Annotated in this window: 15 protein-coding genes; 5 read left to right on the top strand and 10 right to left on the bottom strand. The window is 52.7% G+C overall.

Features of this window, described 5'->3' with window-relative positions; all coding sequences use genetic code 11:
* Positions 1 to 37 precede the first annotated feature (37 nt).
* Positions 38 to 247 (top strand): hypothetical protein, encoded by a 210-nt coding sequence (locus AC23NW_RS06250; RefSeq protein ID WP_293835930.1) that lies wholly within the window; start codon positions 38 to 40, stop codon positions 245 to 247.
* 34 nt (positions 248 to 281) lie between these two features.
* Positions 282 to 1112, top strand: coding sequence for a CPBP family intramembrane glutamic endopeptidase (locus tag AC23NW_RS06255; protein WP_487448397.1), 831 nt, complete (start codon positions 282 to 284; stop codon positions 1110 to 1112).
* 13 nt (positions 1113 to 1125) lie between these two features.
* Here the strand turns inward: AC23NW_RS06255 and AC23NW_RS06260 are convergent, their stop codons facing one another.
* The 4 genes from AC23NW_RS06260 to nadC all read right to left on the bottom strand — a co-directional run bounded on the left by AC23NW_RS06260 (position 1126) and on the right by nadC (position 5006).
* A complete protein-coding gene (locus AC23NW_RS06260; RefSeq protein ID WP_487448399.1) occupies positions 1126 to 1380 on the bottom strand; it encodes a hypothetical protein in 255 nt (84 codons plus the stop codon).
* A gap of 55 nt (positions 1381 to 1435) precedes the next feature.
* Positions 1436 to 3028: an L-aspartate oxidase gene (nadB, locus tag AC23NW_RS06265; RefSeq protein WP_487448401.1), complete on the bottom strand. Its 1593-nt coding sequence runs from the start codon at positions 3026 to 3028 to the stop codon at positions 1436 to 1438.
* Positions 3029 to 3072: 44 nt separating this feature from the next.
* Positions 3073 to 4074 carry a quinolinate synthase NadA gene (gene nadA, locus AC23NW_RS06270; protein ID WP_293835920.1) on the bottom strand — a complete coding sequence of 334 codons (1002 nt, stop codon included), beginning with the start codon at positions 4072 to 4074 and terminating at the stop codon, positions 3073 to 3075.
* Positions 4075 to 4172: 98 nt separating this feature from the next.
* Complete coding sequence (nadC, locus tag AC23NW_RS06275; RefSeq protein ID WP_487448403.1) at positions 4173 to 5006, bottom strand: carboxylating nicotinate-nucleotide diphosphorylase; 834 nt, start codon at positions 5004 to 5006, stop codon at positions 4173 to 4175.
* A gap of 174 nt (positions 5007 to 5180) precedes the next feature.
* Between nadC and AC23NW_RS06280 the strand changes: the two genes are divergently transcribed.
* Positions 5181 to 6248, top strand: a complete 1068-nt coding sequence (locus AC23NW_RS06280; RefSeq protein ID WP_487448405.1) for a Gfo/Idh/MocA family protein — start codon at positions 5181 to 5183, stop codon at positions 6246 to 6248.
* On the opposite strand, the gene nfi is transcribed toward AC23NW_RS06280, so the two are convergent.
* Positions 6229 to 6921, bottom strand: a complete 693-nt coding sequence (gene nfi, locus AC23NW_RS06285; RefSeq protein ID WP_293835913.1) for a deoxyribonuclease V — start codon at positions 6919 to 6921, stop codon at positions 6229 to 6231. The two genes, AC23NW_RS06280 and nfi, sit on opposite strands and share 20 nt — an antisense overlap.
* Before the next feature lie 119 nt (positions 6922 to 7040).
* On the opposite strand from nfi, the gene AC23NW_RS06290 reads away from it, so the two are divergent.
* Entirely contained in the window at positions 7041 to 8006 is a 966-nt protein-coding gene (locus AC23NW_RS06290) for a sugar phosphate isomerase/epimerase family protein (protein WP_487448408.1), read from the top strand.
* 84 nt (positions 8007 to 8090) lie between these two features.
* Here AC23NW_RS06290 and AC23NW_RS06295 read toward each other — a convergent pair whose 3' ends face one another.
* The 4 genes from AC23NW_RS06295 to AC23NW_RS06310 all read right to left on the bottom strand — a co-directional run bounded on the left by AC23NW_RS06295 (position 8091) and on the right by AC23NW_RS06310 (position 13167).
* Positions 8091 to 9308, bottom strand: a complete 1218-nt coding sequence (locus tag AC23NW_RS06295; RefSeq protein ID WP_487448410.1) for a pyridoxal phosphate-dependent aminotransferase — start codon at positions 9306 to 9308, stop codon at positions 8091 to 8093.
* Between the two features lie 120 nt (positions 9309 to 9428).
* On the bottom strand, positions 9429 to 10586 hold the full coding sequence (locus AC23NW_RS06300; RefSeq protein WP_293840310.1) for a Gfo/Idh/MocA family protein: 1158 nt from the start codon (positions 10584 to 10586) through the stop codon (positions 9429 to 9431).
* Positions 10587 to 10708: 122 nt separating this feature from the next.
* Entirely contained in the window at positions 10709 to 11197 is a 489-nt protein-coding gene (locus AC23NW_RS06305) for a GyrI-like domain-containing protein (protein WP_487448413.1), read from the bottom strand.
* Between the two features lie 158 nt (positions 11198 to 11355).
* Positions 11356 to 13167: an acyl-CoA dehydrogenase family protein gene (locus AC23NW_RS06310; RefSeq protein WP_487448414.1), complete on the bottom strand. Its 1812-nt coding sequence runs from the start codon at positions 13165 to 13167 to the stop codon at positions 11356 to 11358.
* Between the two features lie 138 nt (positions 13168 to 13305).
* On the opposite strand from AC23NW_RS06310, the gene AC23NW_RS06315 reads away from it, so the two are divergent.
* Complete coding sequence (locus tag AC23NW_RS06315) at positions 13306 to 14280, top strand: NADPH:quinone oxidoreductase family protein (protein WP_293840303.1); 975 nt, start codon at positions 13306 to 13308, stop codon at positions 14278 to 14280.
* Positions 14281 to 14568: 288 nt separating this feature from the next.
* On the opposite strand, the gene AC23NW_RS06320 is transcribed toward AC23NW_RS06315, so the two are convergent.
* Positions 14569 to 16596, bottom strand: coding sequence for a hybrid sensor histidine kinase/response regulator transcription factor (locus AC23NW_RS06320; RefSeq protein ID WP_487448417.1), 2028 nt, complete (start codon positions 16594 to 16596; stop codon positions 14569 to 14571).
* Positions 16597 to 16623 lie beyond the last annotated feature (27 nt).

The following is a 16623-nucleotide window of genomic DNA, read 5'->3' on the forward strand; positions in this document are numbered from 1 at the left end:
TATTTTAACAACCTGTTTTCTTTTATCCCGTACTGTCATGATCAAACCCACCTTCTGGTACGAGGCCGGCCGGTTTTTGCTCGGTTGCCTGCTTATTGTTCTTGCCAACTACGCCGTTGAATATACCTTTGACTGGTACAACGGAGAGCCTTTCACCCGCCCGCGCCTGACCAGCGGCATTCCCTTATTTGTTGTTTACTGGATTTTATGGCGGAAGCGGAAAAAGAAACCGCATCAAAGCCAATGACCTATAATGCCATTCAACCTAAACAAAGCTAAACATGATGACCAATCAATTGCCTGAGAGCCACGAGGCGCAGGAAACAACAGCCTGGTACCCGACGATTAAACAGGCCTGGTGGCTGATGGTCGTGCTGATGCTGATGCAGGTACCGGCCTCCATTCCCTCAATCGGCTTGAAAATAGCGGCTGAAAAGCTGGCAATACCGGTGCTGGATATGATTGGTCAGACGCTGGCCTATGTATTGGCGTTCGGGCTGACGATCTGGTATGCATTCCGGAAGCGGGGGAGCCGTACGTTGTCGTTTGCCACCGTGCCGGCCATTGCCTATCCGGTTGCGGCGGTGGGCATGATTGCCCTGGGGCTGCTGGCGGAGCCACTGGTGAGTGCTATTCCCATGCCCGACAAACTGAATGAGTTGCTGCGGGAACTGTTTAACAAGGATATGATTATCACGGCCGTAATTGCCGCACCGGTGCTGGAAGAGGTGCTGTTCCGGGGCATCATTCAGGATGGTTTTCTGAAGCAATACAGTCCGGCGAGATCTATTATCTGGTCGGCGGTTATTTTCGGGGTCATCCACATGATTCCGGCGCAGGCCCTTAACGCCTGTTTTCTCGGCCTTGCGTTCGGCTGGCTGTACTATCGCACCCGGTCACTCTGGTTGTGCATGTTTCTGCATTTTGTGAACAACAGCCTCAGCTCGCTGCCGCTGTTGTTTGATGAACCTCTGGATATGGATGTAAACATGACCCGTGATTGGGTTGGCAACGACGGGCTGTATGTTGGTCTGCTGGCTGCCTGCGCGGCTGTATGTTACGGTTGTTATGCGTACCTGAACCGGATATTGCCCCGGGCTCAGGCCCTGTAAACTTTTATGCCGATTACCGGTATCCGCGTTGCCAGTATTTCTGCAAGGTAGCCGGATTTTCAGCGTAGAGTTCAACAAAGCCGCAACTACCGCAAACGCGGGCTTTAACCGGCATTAGAAGCTGATCGCGCAACTGCATCCAGACCTGAGGGTCTTTGGGCTCTTTCAGTTTTAATTGTAAGCCACCGATAGTATCATAAGTAGTATGGGTTTCAACCGGAAACATCATCTCGGTTGATCCACATTTAAGGCATTTCACCGTGTCCATATTAGTTAAAATGGTTTATCTGCACAGCTTATGCAGGCTGTGCAGATAGACCGCTTCAGTTTTCCTGTTTCACCAGGTCAATATTATAATGCAGTCCCCGGTTATCGCGGCGCGACATGGCGGCTTTGATGACCAGATACGCGACTTCAATCATGTTGCGCAGCTCGCAGATGCGGGCCGATACGTTGGATTGGCGGTACAACTCCTCGTGCTCCAGATAAATCAGGCCCAGACGGTCCATCGCCCGCTTCATCCGGCGGTTTGAGCGCACAATCCCGACATAGTTCGACATAATCGACTCCAGTTCGCGCTGCATTTCCGTAACCAGAACCAACTCCTCGGGGTGTGTGGTGCCACGGTCGTCCCAATCCGGAATGTTGTCCGGAATGGCCGCTTCTTCGTATTCTTCAATGGTTTTCAGGTAGGCTCTGTGTCCGAATACAACGGCTTCCAGCAAGGAGTTGGACGCCAGCCGGTTAGCGCCGTGAAGGCCTGTGCAGGAACACTCACCGGCCGCATACAGGAAATTAAGGTTCGTCTGCCCGTGCTCGTTAACCTTAATACCCCCGCACATGTAGTGCTGTGCCGGTACGACCGGAATAAAATCCTTGCGCACATCAATGCCGAGGTGATCGCGGCAATAAGCCGTGATGTTCGGGAAATGTTCAATAAACTCGTCGTAATTGCAGTGCGTCACATCCAGATAGACGTGCGGATCACCGTATTTTTTCATCTCGGAGTCAATCGCGCGGGCCACAATGTCGCGCGGAGCGAGTGACAGCCGGGGGTCGTAATGCTCCATGAAGGTTTCGCCTTTCATGTTGCGCAGAATCCCGCCGAAACCGCGGACCGCCTCCGAAATCAGGAAGTTTGGTTTCTTGCCTGGCTCATACAAGGCCGTCGGGTGAAACTGAATAAACTCCATGTCCTTGCAGATGGCTTTGGCGCGGTAGGCCATCGCAATGCCGTCGCCGGTAGCAATGGTCGGGTTGGTCGTGTTCTGATAGATATTACCGATACCGCCTGTGGCCAGCAGGGTTGTTTTCGCCAGAAACCGCTCAACCGAACCGGTTTCGGTATTAAGCACATAAGCGCCGAAGCACTTGTTATCCGTATCGTAACGATGCACGGTTTCGCCCAGGTGGTGGCGGGTGATGAGGTCTACCGCGTAGAAATGGGTCAGAATGGTGATCGAGGGCATCGAATGGGCCTTTTCGAGAAGCGCCCGTTCGATTTCGGCACCCGTAATGTCTTTAAAGTGCAGAATCCGGTGGTCGGAGTGACCGCCTTCCCGCGCCAGGTCATATTCGCCGTCTTCTTCCTTATCGAAGCGGGTGCCGTAGCTGATGAGCTCGCGGATACGCTCGGGCGCTTCCCGCACCACGATTTCCACAATCTTCCGGTCGCTCAGGAAGTCTCCGGCGATCATGGTGTCTTCAATGTGTTTTTCAAACGAGTCATCTTCCGACCAGACGGCGGCGATACCTCCCTGGGCGTATTTGGTATTGGTCTCGTCGGCCCAGACTTTGGTAATGACCGCAATCCTTACGGGTTGCTGACGTTCTTCAAAATGAATAGCCAGCTTGGTTGCATAACTCAGCCCCGCAATTCCGGAGCCGACGACGAGGAAATCATATTGATTAGGCATTGGCAGCATCGATCAATGTTACAGGTCACCTTCCTGAGACAGGCTTAACTCAATTCCAGCATTCTAAGCACCGACGCTTCCGCTTTTACCCGAACGTCTTCCGGTACGTTGATTTCGGGGAGCTCGTAGTACAGGCAGTTGTAGAGCTTTTCGAGCGTATTCATCTTCATGTACGGGCATTCGGAGCAGGCGCAGGTGTTGTTCTCACTCGCCGGGGCCGGAATGATCTTCTTGTTCGGAACGGCCTGCTTCATCTTATGCAGAATACCGGCTTCGGTACCCACAATAAACACCTCGTCCGGACTATCGACTACGTATTTCAGCAGCGCTGTTGTGGAACCGATGTAGTCGGCCTGGGTCAGAATATGTTCCTGGCACTCAGGGTGAGCGATGAATTTTGCCTCCGGATATTTTACCCGCAGGGCATTCAGCTTCTCCTGCGAAATGTCGATGTGAACGATGCAGGCACCGTCCCAGAGTACCATGTCGCGGCCGGTTTTATTCATGATGTACCGGCCGAGGTTGGCGTCCGGTGCAAAAATAATTTTCTGATCAGCAGGCAGGCTCTGTACGATCTTCAGCGCGTTCGACGAGGTAACGATGATGTCGGAAAGCGCCTTAATGTCGGCCGAGCAGTTGATATACGACAAGACAATGTGGTCGGGATACTGCGCCTTAAAGGCCGCGAACTGATCGGCAGGCGCCGAGTCGGCCAGGGAGCAGCCGGCGTTTGTATCCGGAATAACGACTTTCTTTTCCGGTGACAGGATTTTAGCGGTTTCGCCCATGAAGTGCACGCCGCAAAACACGATCATGTCGGCTTCGGTAGCAGCGGCCTGCTGGCTGAGGCCAAGGCTGTCGCCGATGTAGTCGGCCAGGTCCTGAATGTCGCTGTCGACGTAGTAATGAGCGAGAATAACGGCGTTTTTCTCTTTTTTCATCCGCCGGATTTCGTCAATCAGTACCTGTTTATCTTTTGGGGTCGAGCGGCTGATATAACCAACCTGTGCGACTTCTTCTTCGAGTGTTAACGGGAATGTTGCCATGCTGTTTATGTGTTTTGCCACAAAGTCACGAAGTAAAAAGCAGCACGAAGTGTTGGCTTCGTGTTCCTTAATTTCCTGGTGTCTTTGTGGTTCGAAAACTAATATGCTTTCAAGCTCAGGTCAAGGCTTTTGATCTGATGGGTCAGCGCGCCCGACGAGATGTAATTCACACCTGTTTCGGCATAGGCCCGCAGGTTGGTTTCGTCGATGCCGCCGGAAGCTTCGGTCACAAACCGGCCATCGACCAGCTTTACCATCTCTCTGATCTGATCCGGCGTAAAGTTATCGAGCAGAATGATATCGACGTTGCCGACGCGGATTACCTCTTCTACTTCTTCCCGCGTCCGGGCTTCCACCTCGATTTCGAGTGTCCGGCCGGTGCGTTGCAGGTATTCGTTGGCTTTCGTAATCGCCGCTTCGATACCACCCGCATAGCTGATGTGATTGTCCTTGATCAGGATCATGTCATACAGCCCGAAGCGGTGGTTTTCGGCGCCACCGATATGCGTCGCCATTTTCTCGCAAAGGCGGAAGTTCGGGGTCGTTTTCCGCGTATCGAGGAGTTTAGCCTTAGTGCCTTCCAGCAGTTTAACCATCTGACGGGTGTGCGTGGCAATGCCGCTCATCCGCTGCATGGTGTTCAGTACCAGCCGCTCGGCTTTCAGAATATTCTGCGAATTACCGCTGACCGTCAGTACAATATCACCGGGCTTAATGTCGATACCGTCTTCGATCAGTACGTCGACCTCAAACGTAGGGTCAACTTCGTTAAAGATCGCCAGGGCAACATCAACACCGGCAAGCACGCCGGCTTCTTTGACTAATAGCCGCGCCCGCCGTTTGGCATCGGCCGGAATGGTAGCGAGGGAAGTATGATCGCCGTCGCCGACATCTTCGGCCAGGGCAGTTCGTATGAAATCCTGTAATGTCATGATTGGAAGGTAAAGAAACGATAACCGGTAGCGGTTAAGCAGAAAACACGGTCAGAAATAACGTTAAATGAGTAATGTCGTTCAGCAACTGTCTTTCTTCTTACGTCCTTTGCTTACTTCGCCGGCTGGTTCTTCACTGATTTTAGGCGAAAGTTAAGAGATTCTTGAACGAATATGAACATTGCGTTAATTGGCTACGGAAAAGTTAGCCACCTGCATGCAAAAGCGGCTCAGCAAGCGGGTACACTCGTGGCCGTCTATGGCCGTGATGCAACCAAAGCCGCAGCCTTTGCGCAACAATATAACATACGACCCTACACAAATGTTGCTGAAATGGTCGCGACTGAGCAAGTGGACGTGTGCATTGTCTGTACACCCCATCCGGCTCACCGTGAACCGGCCGTTGCTGCCCTGGAAGCAGGTGCCAACGTGCTGGTCGAAAAACCACTGGCCTCAACAGTAGCTGACTGTGATGCCATGATCAATGCGGCGAAAAAGGCCGGTCGTTGGTTGGGTACTATTAGTCAGCGGCGCTTCTACCGCTCGTCGCAACGGGTGCGGGAGGCAATCGATGCCGGAAAAATCGGGAATCCATCGCTGGGGATGGTGAATTTGCTGGGCTGGCGCGATGAAGCCTATTACCGCAGCGATCCGTGGCGCGGCTCATGGGCCGGCGAGGGTGGAGGCGTGCTGGTCAATCAGGCCCCGCATCAGCTGGATTTACTGCTCTGGTACATGGGCGAGCCGGACGAGCTGTTCGGTATCTGGAAAAATATCAACCACCCGTATATTGAGGTGGATGACACCGCCGTGGCCATTGTGAAGTTTAAAAACGGCGGCATCGGTAATATTGTGGTCAGTAACTCGCAAAAGCCGGGCATCTATGGAAAAGTGCATATCCACGGACAGAACGGGGCGTCAATCGGCGTGCAGACCGATGGTGGTTCCATGTTTGTGGCCGGGATGACAACCATTCAGGAGCCGCCCGCCAATGATCTGTGGACGGTGCCGGGCGAAGAACAGCTGCTGGCGGGATGGGTGGCGGAAGAAGCCGCTCATTTTGAGACCATCGATGTGATGTCGCACTTTTTTGCCGAGCAGCTCCGCGACTTCTGCGAAGCTGTGCGCGACAACCGGCCGCCGCTGGTTACGGGTGAAGACGGTCGCCGGGTGGTGGCCCTGTTTCAGGCTATTTACGAATCAACCCGGACGGGCGGTGTCGTTAAGTTTGCGGATCTTTAGCGGCTTTACGCAGGTTGTTGACCAGCAGATGGGCGCGGCGCGTTGGTTCGGGAATCCGGTAACCGCCGTCGCACTGTAACGTCAGCGCAATTGTGGTCTGTAAATCAATCAGATGGCCGGGCGATACGTAGACAGGCGTCACCTTGTTTTTTGTCCGTAACGCGGCTCCGACCACATCGCCGTAGTGCCGCATGGGTGTCCAGTTGCCCCGTTCGGGGGCGGGCGGATCAAACTTCCCGACCAGCACGGACTTGCCGCAGCCGAATGTCGGCTTATTGAGCCACAGACCACCGTGGCTGGCAATGCCGATCCGGCGCGGGTGGGCGGTGCCATGGCCGTCGAACATCACCACGTCGGGGTCGGTCTCCAGATTCGCCCAGGCTTCGAGCAGGGCCGGAATCTCCCGGAACGACAGCAGACCCGGAATATACGGAAACGTAGCCGTGCTGACGACGCCTGATTCTTCAATGGTCTCAAGCGTGTCAAGGCGGAGTACCACAATGCCGGCATAAACCGTCTCTTCAAACTTATTGAACGAGATGTCACAGCCTGCAATGGTCGTAAACGAACCGGCCGGCTGTTCAATCCGGACACGGTGCCGTAGTGTCTGTTGCAGCGCAACGGCCTCCGCCGGTGTCAGATTCCAGTCGTGCAGATGTGTATAGTTTGCCATGGTATGTCCTAAAACCCGGATTTCCGGAACTTGTTCCGATACTATTTTATTTCGAAAGCATCCGGCCTGTGGGAAACCAACCGGCGGATTCGTACAATCAAACAGATCCCTGAACCTTTATGTCTGAATCGTCTATGAACCGGCGCCGGGCTTTATCCGCATTAGGTGCCTTGTCTGGTGCGTCGATGGCTCCCGCCTTAACGGCTGCTGCCACGTCAGCGCATGAGCCGGCCTTGCTGAAGGCTGCTCCCGCCTTTGTACCCTGTATGAATATGAGCACGTTGCGCGGCCATAAACTCGGGTTTGTGAAAGAGCTGGAAACTGTATCAAAAGCCGGTTTCCGGTCGGTTGAAATCTGGGTCGATACCCTGCAGAATTACCTGAAAGGCGGCGGTACCGCTGCGGAAGCCCGCCGGATACTGGGTGATCTGGGGATAAAAATAGAAAATGCGATTGGGTTTGCGCCCTGGATTATCAGCGATGATGCCGCGCGGACCAAAGGGCTTGATCAGCTGAAACGGGAAATGGAGCAACTGGCCGAAGTAGGGTGTATGCGGACAGCAGCCCCGGCGGTTGGCGCAACCGATCCTAAAGGCGAAAAACTGGATTTGCGGAAAGTCGCCGAACGCTACCGTGCTATTCTGGACCTGGGCGATCAGACCGGTGTGGTACCGCATCTGGAATTATGGGGCTTTTCGCATAACCTGAACCGGCTGAGCGATGTCATGTACGTGGCCATCGAAAGTGGTCATCCGAAAGCGCGGGTGCTGCTCGATGTATATCACCTCTACAAGGGTGGTTCGAGCCTGGACAGCCTGCCGCTGGTTGGGCCGACGGCTATTGAGGTTTTTCACGTCAATGATTATCCGGCGAATATGCCGCGTGAAACGATTGTCGATGGCGACCGGGTATATCCGGGTGACGGCGTTGCTCCGATTCAGAATATTCTGCGGAAAATTAAAACCGACGGAAAAACGATTGTTCTGTCGCTTGAGGTCTTTAACAAGGGCTACTATGCTCAGGATGCCGCCGTGGTGGCGAAGACCAGCTTTGAGAAAATGAAGAAAATGATTGGTGCGGTATAAAACGAACAGGATTACAGGATGAACAATATTGATGTCAACTAGAAAACATCCTGTTCATCCTGTAATCCTGTCCGGATATAATGACTATTTCAGCGTGGCTACCGCGTCTTTGATGCGCTGGATCGCTTCGGCCAGTGCTTCGTCGGCAGCGGCGGTTGAGATCCGGATGCAGTTAGGTGCCCCGAAGCCGGAACCGGCTACTGTCGATACATACACTGAATTTAACAGCCAGCCCGCGAAATCATCAGAATCGTTGATGGTTATTGTGCCGTCTGATTTGCCATAGTAGTAGCTTACGTCCGGGAAGGCGTAGAACGCACCCTGCGGTACATTTACCTTGAAGCCTGGTACGTCCTGAAGCAGTTTTACCACCAGATCACGGCGACGTTCGTATGCCTTGCCCATGTCGTAGGTAGGCTGCATGTCGCCGGTCAGGGCTGCAACGGTTGCTTTCTGGGCAATCGAGTTGGTGCCTGACGTTACCTGGCCCTGTAATTTTTCCACACCGTCGGCAATCCATTTCGCCGCACCGATGAAACCAATCCGCCAGCCGGTCATGGCAAAGCCTTTGGCAACACCATTTACGGTGATTACGCGGTCGGCAATGGCCGGAATCGAACCAATGCTGAAGTGGCCTTCCGGTGTAAAGTTGATGTATTCGTAGATTTCGTCGGCCAGCACAAACACGTTCTCATGGCGGGCAACTACCTCGCCGATCGCACGCAGTTCTGCTTCTGAATAGACCGAACCGGTCGGGTTGTTCGGCGAGGCAAACATCACCACTTTCGTCCGGTCCGTAATGGCGGCTTCGAATTGCTCCGGCGTTACCTTGAAGTCGTTTTCAAAGGTGCCATCTACCACAACTGATTTACCTTCAGCCAGTTTTACCATTTCCGAGTAGCTTACCCAGTATGGTGAGAAAATGATCACCTCGTCGCCGGGGTTAACCAGCACCTGAATCACATTGGCCAGGGAGTGCTTGGCACCCGTTGACACAACGATATTTTCCGGTTTCCAGTCGATATTATTATCCCGTTTAAACTTGTCTGCAATTGCTTTACGGAGATCAGGGTAACCAGCTACCGGAGAGTAACCGTGGAAGCCGTCGTCGATGGCTTTCTTGGCTGCTTCACAGATGTGAGCGGGTGTTTTGAAATCAGGCTCGCCAACGCTGAGACTGATTACTTTGTGGCCCTGTGCGGCCAGCTCGCGTGCTTTTTTAGTCATCGCCAGCGTTGAAGATTCTTCTAACGCGTTGATCCGGTCGGCTAACAGACTGGCGGTTTCAAGCAATGCAGACATGATTCGGATTATTTAATTATTAAATTGATAACAAATCAGGGGCAAAGGTACTAATTGTTTAGTCGAAAGGTACAATTGTTTGAAAATTAAAAATTTCCTTTCCGCCAGATTATCATTTCATTAGGCTTTCAGATCAATCCGGCGTCCGGTTTCGGCAGCCTGGTAAATGGCCTGCATCAGCCGCACATCGCGCAAGCCTTCCTGACCCGTAATGTGATCGGGCAAGGTTTCATTGTTCAGCAACACCTTACAGATGTTGTCCATGTGGTTGGCCTGGTGGTGAACGACCGGCTGCTCAATCGGCCCTTTGCTGGTGCGGCCTTTCAGCGGACCGTATCCGAAAGCCGGCGACAACTCAAACCAGCCGTTTTCGCAGGAAGCATACAGCCGTTCGACGCCGGCCGCATAGCTTGTGGTCGAGTTACTGACCACACCCCCCGGGAACTGAAACTGCCAGAAGAGGGTCTCTTCCACCTCTTTGAACTTCTGGAGGTCGGTTTTGGGGCCGAACTGCGCCGTTACCGAAATGGGTTCAAGACCGGTCACATACCGCGCGCCCTGGATGGCGTAAATACCTACGTCCATCAGCGGACCACCGCCTGCCAGGGCTTTTTTCAGTCGCCACTGCGTCGGGTCGCCGATGCGGAACCCGTCACTGGCTTCCACAAACTTAACCTTACCGAAAACCTTTTCCTGCCCGAGCCGCATCACTTCCCGCGTAAAGGGTTCATAATGCAGCCGGTAGCCGACGGCCAGCTGGCGGTTTGCTTTTTTACAGGCATCGATCATATCCTGACACTCCTTAGGCATAATGGCCAGCGGTTTTTCACAGATGACGTGTTTACCTGCCTGCGCCGCGCGGATCACGTATTCGGCGTGCATGGAGTTTGGCAGCACCACATACACCACGTCAATATCGCGGTTGTCGGCAATGCGGTCAAAGGTTTTGTAATCGTAGACGTTCTGCTTCGGAATGTTGTATTTCTGCATCCATTGCTCGGCCTTTGCCGGTGTGCCGGTGACGATGCCCGCCAGCCGGCAATATTGGGTCTGTTGCAGGCCGGGCGCCAGCTGATTAGTGGCATAACTACCCAGCCCTACCAGCGCTACACCCAGCTTACGGTCCTGCCCGAACAGTTCGCGTTTCTGAGCAGCCAGCTGAGCCAGATACTGATCATTGTCAAAGGAATTGGCGAAACCCGTGGCGGGCAGCGCTAAGGCCGAAGCCCCCAGACCTGCCAGAAAATTACGCCGGGAAAAGGAAGAAGATGTTGTCATGCGGGAAAAGGATTGTCGTGACTGTAAATGTACGAATCATGACAAATATAAGAGCCTCTTTATACAGGGCATCCCCGTATAAAAAGGCTCTTAAAAAAATGAGGGACAGGCGCGTCAGCGCGTTAATCGGCTATCCCAATCTGAATATCGGTGACACACTTCTCAGGATGCTCAAAATCAACATAACTGTAAATCTCACGCACCCGCCCGTCATACGTATACCCCTGCTGATAAAACTGCCCGAATAATAGATCGTATACCTCGGGAAGACACCCCCAAGGCCCCTTGAAGCGGTAGGACGCGCTGCGAAAGGAGCGGATGGTTTCGTATGTGAACTGATCTGATAAACGACCCGGCTGCTGAATCGGAAGGGCAATGGTAAGCTGAAATTCATGGTTAGGGTCATTGTTTGCGTCGGTATAAAGCCAGTTAACAGGGCCTGCAATGGTCAGGTTAAGCCGATGGGCTTCCGCATACAGCCTTTCGGTGAGCGGAACGGTTTGATCGTGCAATGTGCTTAAGGTCGCCATTGTCCGGCAGCAGAGGGCAGTAACGGGAGCGTTCTCCTGAATCCGGAGCGCATTTGACGGGATGGAAATCTGAGATGTCATTAGTATTTGTTGTTTAATAAATGACTATAACAAAAATAACATCAGGCAGTGACAGCCCTATGTCAGCAGGGTTTGCGGAAAACAAAAAAGCCGGCCCGAAATTCGGACCGGCTTTAGGCTTTTAGTTATGTTGGTTGTGTATTGTTGGATTGTATTGCCTAGAAAATGTACTTGTTTTCGGCAATCATCGCATCGGCGATCCGGCGACGGGCCTCCTTCAGGTTCATTGGTTCAATTTTCGTAAATCGTTTCAGGCCCATCAGCATCACACGCAGTTCGTCGCCTTCGGCAAAAGAGGTGATGGCTGCACGGCCGGCATTATTGACCTTTTCAACGGCCTCCTGCAGGTAAACCAATGCCAGTTCTTTCTGCAGACTCATGGCGGCTTCACCTTTCAGGCCGATTGTTTTTTCAACACGCAGGAGTACCGACTCGGCCGCGTAAATTTCAATGGCCATATCGGCTACGTTCATCAGAATCTCCTGTTCGTCAGAGAGCTTCATCATAAACTTCTGCACGGCAGCTCCTGACACCATCAGTGCTGCTTTTTTCAGGTTCCGCAGCACTTTCTTCTCGGCAATGAACAAGCCTTCTTCTTCATCAGCGCCGAAGTCCGGGATCGACATGATTTCCTTTGACACAGCCATGGCCGGTGTCATCAGGTCCAGTTCGCCCTTCATCGCACGCTTCAGCATCATATCGACTACCAGCATGCGGTTGATTTCGTTGGTACCTTCGAAAATCCGGTTGATACGGGCGTCGCGGTAAGCGCGGTCCATCGGCGCGTCGGCTGAGTAACCCATACCGCCATATACCTGAACACCTTCATCAACTACGTAATCAAGGGCTTCTGAACCGTGCACCTTCATGATCGCACACTCAATGGCGAACTGTTCCAGCGCTTTCAGCTTCGCCGGGCCGTCGGCCATACCTTGTGCCTTCAGGGCTTCGATCAGGTCGTCGATATTCTGACCGGCGCGGTACGATGCTGATTCGGATGCGTATACTTTAACCGCCATTTCGGCTAGCTTGTGCTTGATGGCACCAAACTGCGAGATCGGCGTTTTAAACTGTTTCCGCTCGTTTGAATACCGAATAGCGTTGTTAATGACTTCTTTCGATCCGCCGACAGCAGCAACACCGAGTTTGATACGGCCGATATTCAGGATATTAACCGCAATCTTAAAGCCATTGCCGCGCTCCGACAACAGGTTCTCGGCCGGCACTTTCAGGTCGTTGAAGAAAATCTGCCGGGTGTCTGAGCCCTTGATACCCATTTTATGCTCAGGTTCATTCATCGTAATACCCTCGAAAGAGCGCTCTACGATAAACGCCGACAGGTTCTTGTCGGTCTGTCCGTTTTCCTCAATCTTGGCAAATACGATGTAGACATCAGCGAAACCACCGTTGGTGATCCACATTTTCTGCCCGTTGAGGATATAGTGCTGCCCGTCTTCCGACAGAACCGCTTTTGTTTTACCCGAATTGGCATCTGAACCTGAATCCGGTTCGGTCAGGCAGTAAGCTGCTTTCCATTCGCCGGAAGCCAGTTTAGGCAGGTATTTTGCTTTCTGTTCTTCATTGCCATAATACACAATCGGCAGGGTGCCGATACCGGTATGTGCCGATAAGGCAACCGAGAACGAATGGCCGGCACCTGTTACTTCGGCTACCAGCATGGAGGTGTTGAAGCTCATGCCGAATCCGCCGTACTCTTCCGGCACCGAGGTGCCTAACAGGCCCAGTTCACCGGCTTTATCCATCAGCGATGAAATCAGCTCCGGTGATTTAGCTTTATCAATATCTTCCAGACGCGGCCAGATCTCACGTTCCAGGAACTCCCGGCACGTAGCCGCAATCATCTGCTGCTCTTCCGTAAACTCTTCCGGGATGAATACCTGAGCAGCGTCGGTCTCTTTGATCAGAAATTCTCCGCCTTTGATAGACGCTTTGTTGTCCGTCGCAATCATGGTTTATTGTTTGTTATGCTTGCATACTAATTATGTCACAAATAAAATAAGATCGTTAATAGTATGCAAGCATACAATTAAAATATTTTTGTGTTGATTTAAGAAATAGTTTTACGAAAGCCTTAAACCCGATACTATATGAAAGCTGTTTTATGCCGGTCCTTTGGCGGACCGGAGACCTTGCAGATTGACGATATTGACTGGCCGGTACCGGCGGCGAATGAGGTCCTGATCACCGTAAAAGCCTGCGGTGTCAACTTTCCGGATACGCTGATTATTGACGGGAAATACCAGTTTAAACCACCGTTCCCGTTTTCGCCGGGCGGTGAGGTGGCGGGCGTTATCAGGGCAGTAGGGGAGGGCGTCACCCATCTGAAGCCGGGCGATGCCGTACTGGCGCTGACCGGCTGGGGCGGTTTTGCCGAAGGCGTGGTAATTGACAGCCGCCGGGTGTTTCCGATTCCGCCGGGGCTGGATTTTCAGACGGCGGCGTCAATGCTGTATACGTTCGGAACATCGTATCATGCCCTGAAAGACCGTGCGCAGCTGCAACCCGGCGAAACCCTGCTGGTGCTTGGTGCGGCCGGCGGGGTCGGACTGGCGGCTGTTATGCTTGGCAAACTGATGGGAGCAACAGTCATCGCTGCTGCATCGACCGCCGGAAAGCTGGCCCTTTGCCGTGAATATGGTGCCGATGAAACCATTAACTACAGCGAAGACGACCTGCGGAACCGGCTGAAAGAACTGACCGGCGGCAAAGGCGTCGATGTGGTGTATGATCCTGTCGGCGGTGCGCTGGCCGATCCGGCGCTGCGGTCTATGAACTGGAACGGGCGGTATCTGGTCGTTGGATTCGCGGCGGGAAAAATACCGGACTTGCCGATGAACCTGCCTTTACTGAAAGGCTGCTCGGTAGTGGGTGTATTCTGGGGGGCGTTTGCTGAGCGGCAGCCGAAAGACAACGCCCGTAATCTGGCCGAAATCATTCAGTTTCTGCAAACCGGTAAAATCAAACCGCACATTCAGGCAGTTTATCCGCTGGAACAGGCGGCACAGGCCCTGACGGAGATGCAGGCGCGCAAGGTTATGGGTAAACTACTCATTGCACCATAAAGTAAAAAGGGCTTCATCAAAGCCCTTTTTGCAACTTCCTTTACGATGTATGGCAGAATGGATATAGTTAGAAAGCTATTCGCTGGAAAGCTTTGATTGTAGAATCAGCTTTCATTCTATATCATGAGAGTCTTCTGGTTAGAATGTCACCTGTTAAACACACCTGTCTGGCCCGGTCTTCCCTAAACGCACGTCGAAGTTCATCTCATAATCTGCTACAATTATCGCATATTTTGACGGATACAGCTTTTGTTTTTTGGACAATTGCTTTTGTTTTTTGGCCAAAGATTACCGGCTTTTAATATACTCAGTTGGGGTCATTGTATACAATTCTTTGAACCGCGTTGAAAAATAAGCCAGATTTTCAAATCCGGTGGCATAGGCGGCCGACGTAATGCTTTGTCCTTCCCGCAGCATCTGAGCCGCACGCTTTAACCGGTATGACCGGATAAGGTCACTGGCGTTCATACCGATCAGTGCCTGGAGCTTCCGGTGCAGGGTCCGCTGGCTTACCGATACGGCCGTGGCCAGTACTTCAACGGTCAGCTCGGCATTGTCGAGGTTGTTATCAATGGCAGCGTATAACTGCTGCATAAAGTCGTCGGTACCCAGTGACTGGTTCAGCGACGAATCCGGCTGCCGGAACAGTTGCTGGTAAAACGTCCGGAGTTGTTGCTGATACGTCAGCAGGTTCCGGACCCGCAGGCGCAGTTCGTCGGTATGAAACGGTTTGGGGAGGTAATCATTGGCGCCCGCATTGAGCCCGTCAATCCGGCTGTCCTGCCCGGCTTTAGCCGTGAGGAGCATGACGGCGATGTGGCTTGTTTCCGGCGTTTGTTTGACCCGCTGACACAGTTCAAAGCCATTCATAAACGGCATCATCACATCCGAAATGATTAGCTCCGGTAATTCATGGGTGATAATCTCCCAGGCTTCCCTGCCGTTGGTGGCTGTCAGAACGCGGTACAGTTTTCCCAAGGCCCGGGCCAGAAACATGCGCAGATCCTGATTGTCTTCAACGATCAGAATAAGCGGGCTTTCCTCACTTTCGCCCGGCAGATCCTGTACCTGAATTACCGGCGCCGGCTGATGTATTTCTGCGGGAGCGTTACCGGCCAGCGGCCACAGCACATCGGACGTCTGAATCGGGGTTAGTTCTTCGTTCAGCGGCTCCATGGGCAGCCATACCGAAAACGCACTTCCTTGCCCGGGCTTACTGGTTACGGTAATCTCGCCTCCTAACAAATCACAAAGCTCTTTAACCAGCGCCAGACCAATACCGGTGCCTTCATAGGCGCGGGTCATGGACGGGTCTGCCTGGTAGAACCGGTCGAACAGGTGGATCTGCTGATCCTGTGTCAGCCCGACGCCGGTATCCGATACGGTCAGTTGCAGGCCTTGCCGCTGGCTGGGGCCAACGCCGACGCTGGGCAGCGACTCGAGTGAACTGCCGGAGGTGAAGGGTGTGGCCGTAATGGTTACGGTACCGCCTTCAGCCGTAAATTTTAACGCATTCGATAACAGATTTAAGATGATTTTTTCCAGCTTATCGGCGTCGAACAGCCAGATACCTTTAACCTGCAGATCCGTTATCAGCAGCATGGATTGTTGTTTTGCCTGTGCCCGGAACCCGTTGATGAGCTGTTCCAGAAACTGAAGCAGATCGCTTTGCTGGAGCGAAATCCCCATTTTATTGGCTTCCAGCTTGGCCAGATCCAGCAGCTGATTAATCAGCCGCAGCAGATGGTTGCTGTTGCGGAGTATCGACATCAGATCCTGATGAACCGATTTAGTAAGATCCTGCCGGTCTAACAGGTCTTTTGCCAGCGTCATGATAAGGGTCAGCGGCGTCCGGAATTCATGGGTAATGTTCGAGAAGAACCGTGTTTTCAGTTCTTCGAGGACTTTGATCCGTTTCGACTCCCGCTGGGCCCTGACCTGAATAATGGCTTTGTCGAGTGTTGCCTGCAGGTCTGTCAGCTGAATCGGTTTCAGGATAAAATCAAAGGCCCCCCGGTTCATGGCCGTACGGATATTGTCCATGTCGCCATAAGCCGATACAATAATCGTAATGCCGTCAAAAGAGGAGCCGGCGAGGTAATCCAGCAGGGTGAGCCCGTCAATGTCCGGCATGTTAATGTCGAGCATCAATACATCTATGAGCTGGTTGTCTGCCTTAAGAATGCCCAGGGCTTCGAGCCCGCTGTTTACAAATGAAAAGTGGTAGTGTTGTTCTTCGATAAAATGGCGGAACACCTGTTTCAGCAGAAGTTCGACATCAGGTTCATCGTCAACAACCAGAATTCTGGCGGTCATAGGTTAAACTGACTAAATGTGGTGTGT

The organism is Arsenicibacter sp. R0_47 (genome assembly GCF_057652235.1).

Coding starts and splice junctions, on each gene's coding strand:
- AC23NW_RS06300 (WP_293840310.1), bottom strand. CDS start 10,586: ATGACAACATCTTCTTCCTTTTCCCGGCGTAATTTTCTGGCAGGTCTG.
- AC23NW_RS06310 (WP_487448414.1), bottom strand. CDS start 13,167: ATGATTGCGACGGACAACAAAGCGTCTATCAAAGGCGGAGAATTTCTG.
- nfi (WP_293835913.1), bottom strand. CDS start 6,921: ATGGCAAACTATACACATCTGCACGACTGGAATCTGACACCGGCGGAG.
- AC23NW_RS06305 (WP_487448413.1), bottom strand. CDS start 11,197: ATGACATCTCAGATTTCCATCCCGTCAAATGCGCTCCGGATTCAGGAG.
- AC23NW_RS06280 (WP_487448405.1), top strand. CDS start 5,181: ATGAACATTGCGTTAATTGGCTACGGAAAAGTTAGCCACCTGCATGCA.
- AC23NW_RS06260 (WP_487448399.1), bottom strand. CDS start 1,380: ATGGACACGGTGAAATGCCTTAAATGTGGATCAACCGAGATGATGTTT.
- AC23NW_RS06255 (WP_487448397.1), top strand. CDS start 282: ATGATGACCAATCAATTGCCTGAGAGCCACGAGGCGCAGGAAACAACA.
- AC23NW_RS06250 (WP_293835930.1), top strand. CDS start 38: ATGATCAAACCCACCTTCTGGTACGAGGCCGGCCGGTTTTTGCTCGGT.
- nadB (WP_487448401.1), bottom strand. CDS start 3,028: ATGCCTAATCAATATGATTTCCTCGTCGTCGGCTCCGGAATTGCGGGG.
- AC23NW_RS06295 (WP_487448410.1), bottom strand. CDS start 9,308: ATGTCTGCATTGCTTGAAACCGCCAGTCTGTTAGCCGACCGGATCAAC.
- nadA (WP_293835920.1), bottom strand. CDS start 4,074: ATGGCAACATTCCCGTTAACACTCGAAGAAGAAGTCGCACAGGTTGGT.
- AC23NW_RS06315 (WP_293840303.1), top strand. CDS start 13,306: ATGAAAGCTGTTTTATGCCGGTCCTTTGGCGGACCGGAGACCTTGCAG.
- AC23NW_RS06320 (WP_487448417.1), bottom strand. CDS start 16,596: ATGACCGCCAGAATTCTGGTTGTTGACGATGAACCTGATGTCGAACTT.
- nadC (WP_487448403.1), bottom strand. CDS start 5,006: ATGACATTACAGGATTTCATACGAACTGCCCTGGCCGAAGATGTCGGC.
- AC23NW_RS06290 (WP_487448408.1), top strand. CDS start 7,041: ATGTCTGAATCGTCTATGAACCGGCGCCGGGCTTTATCCGCATTAGGT.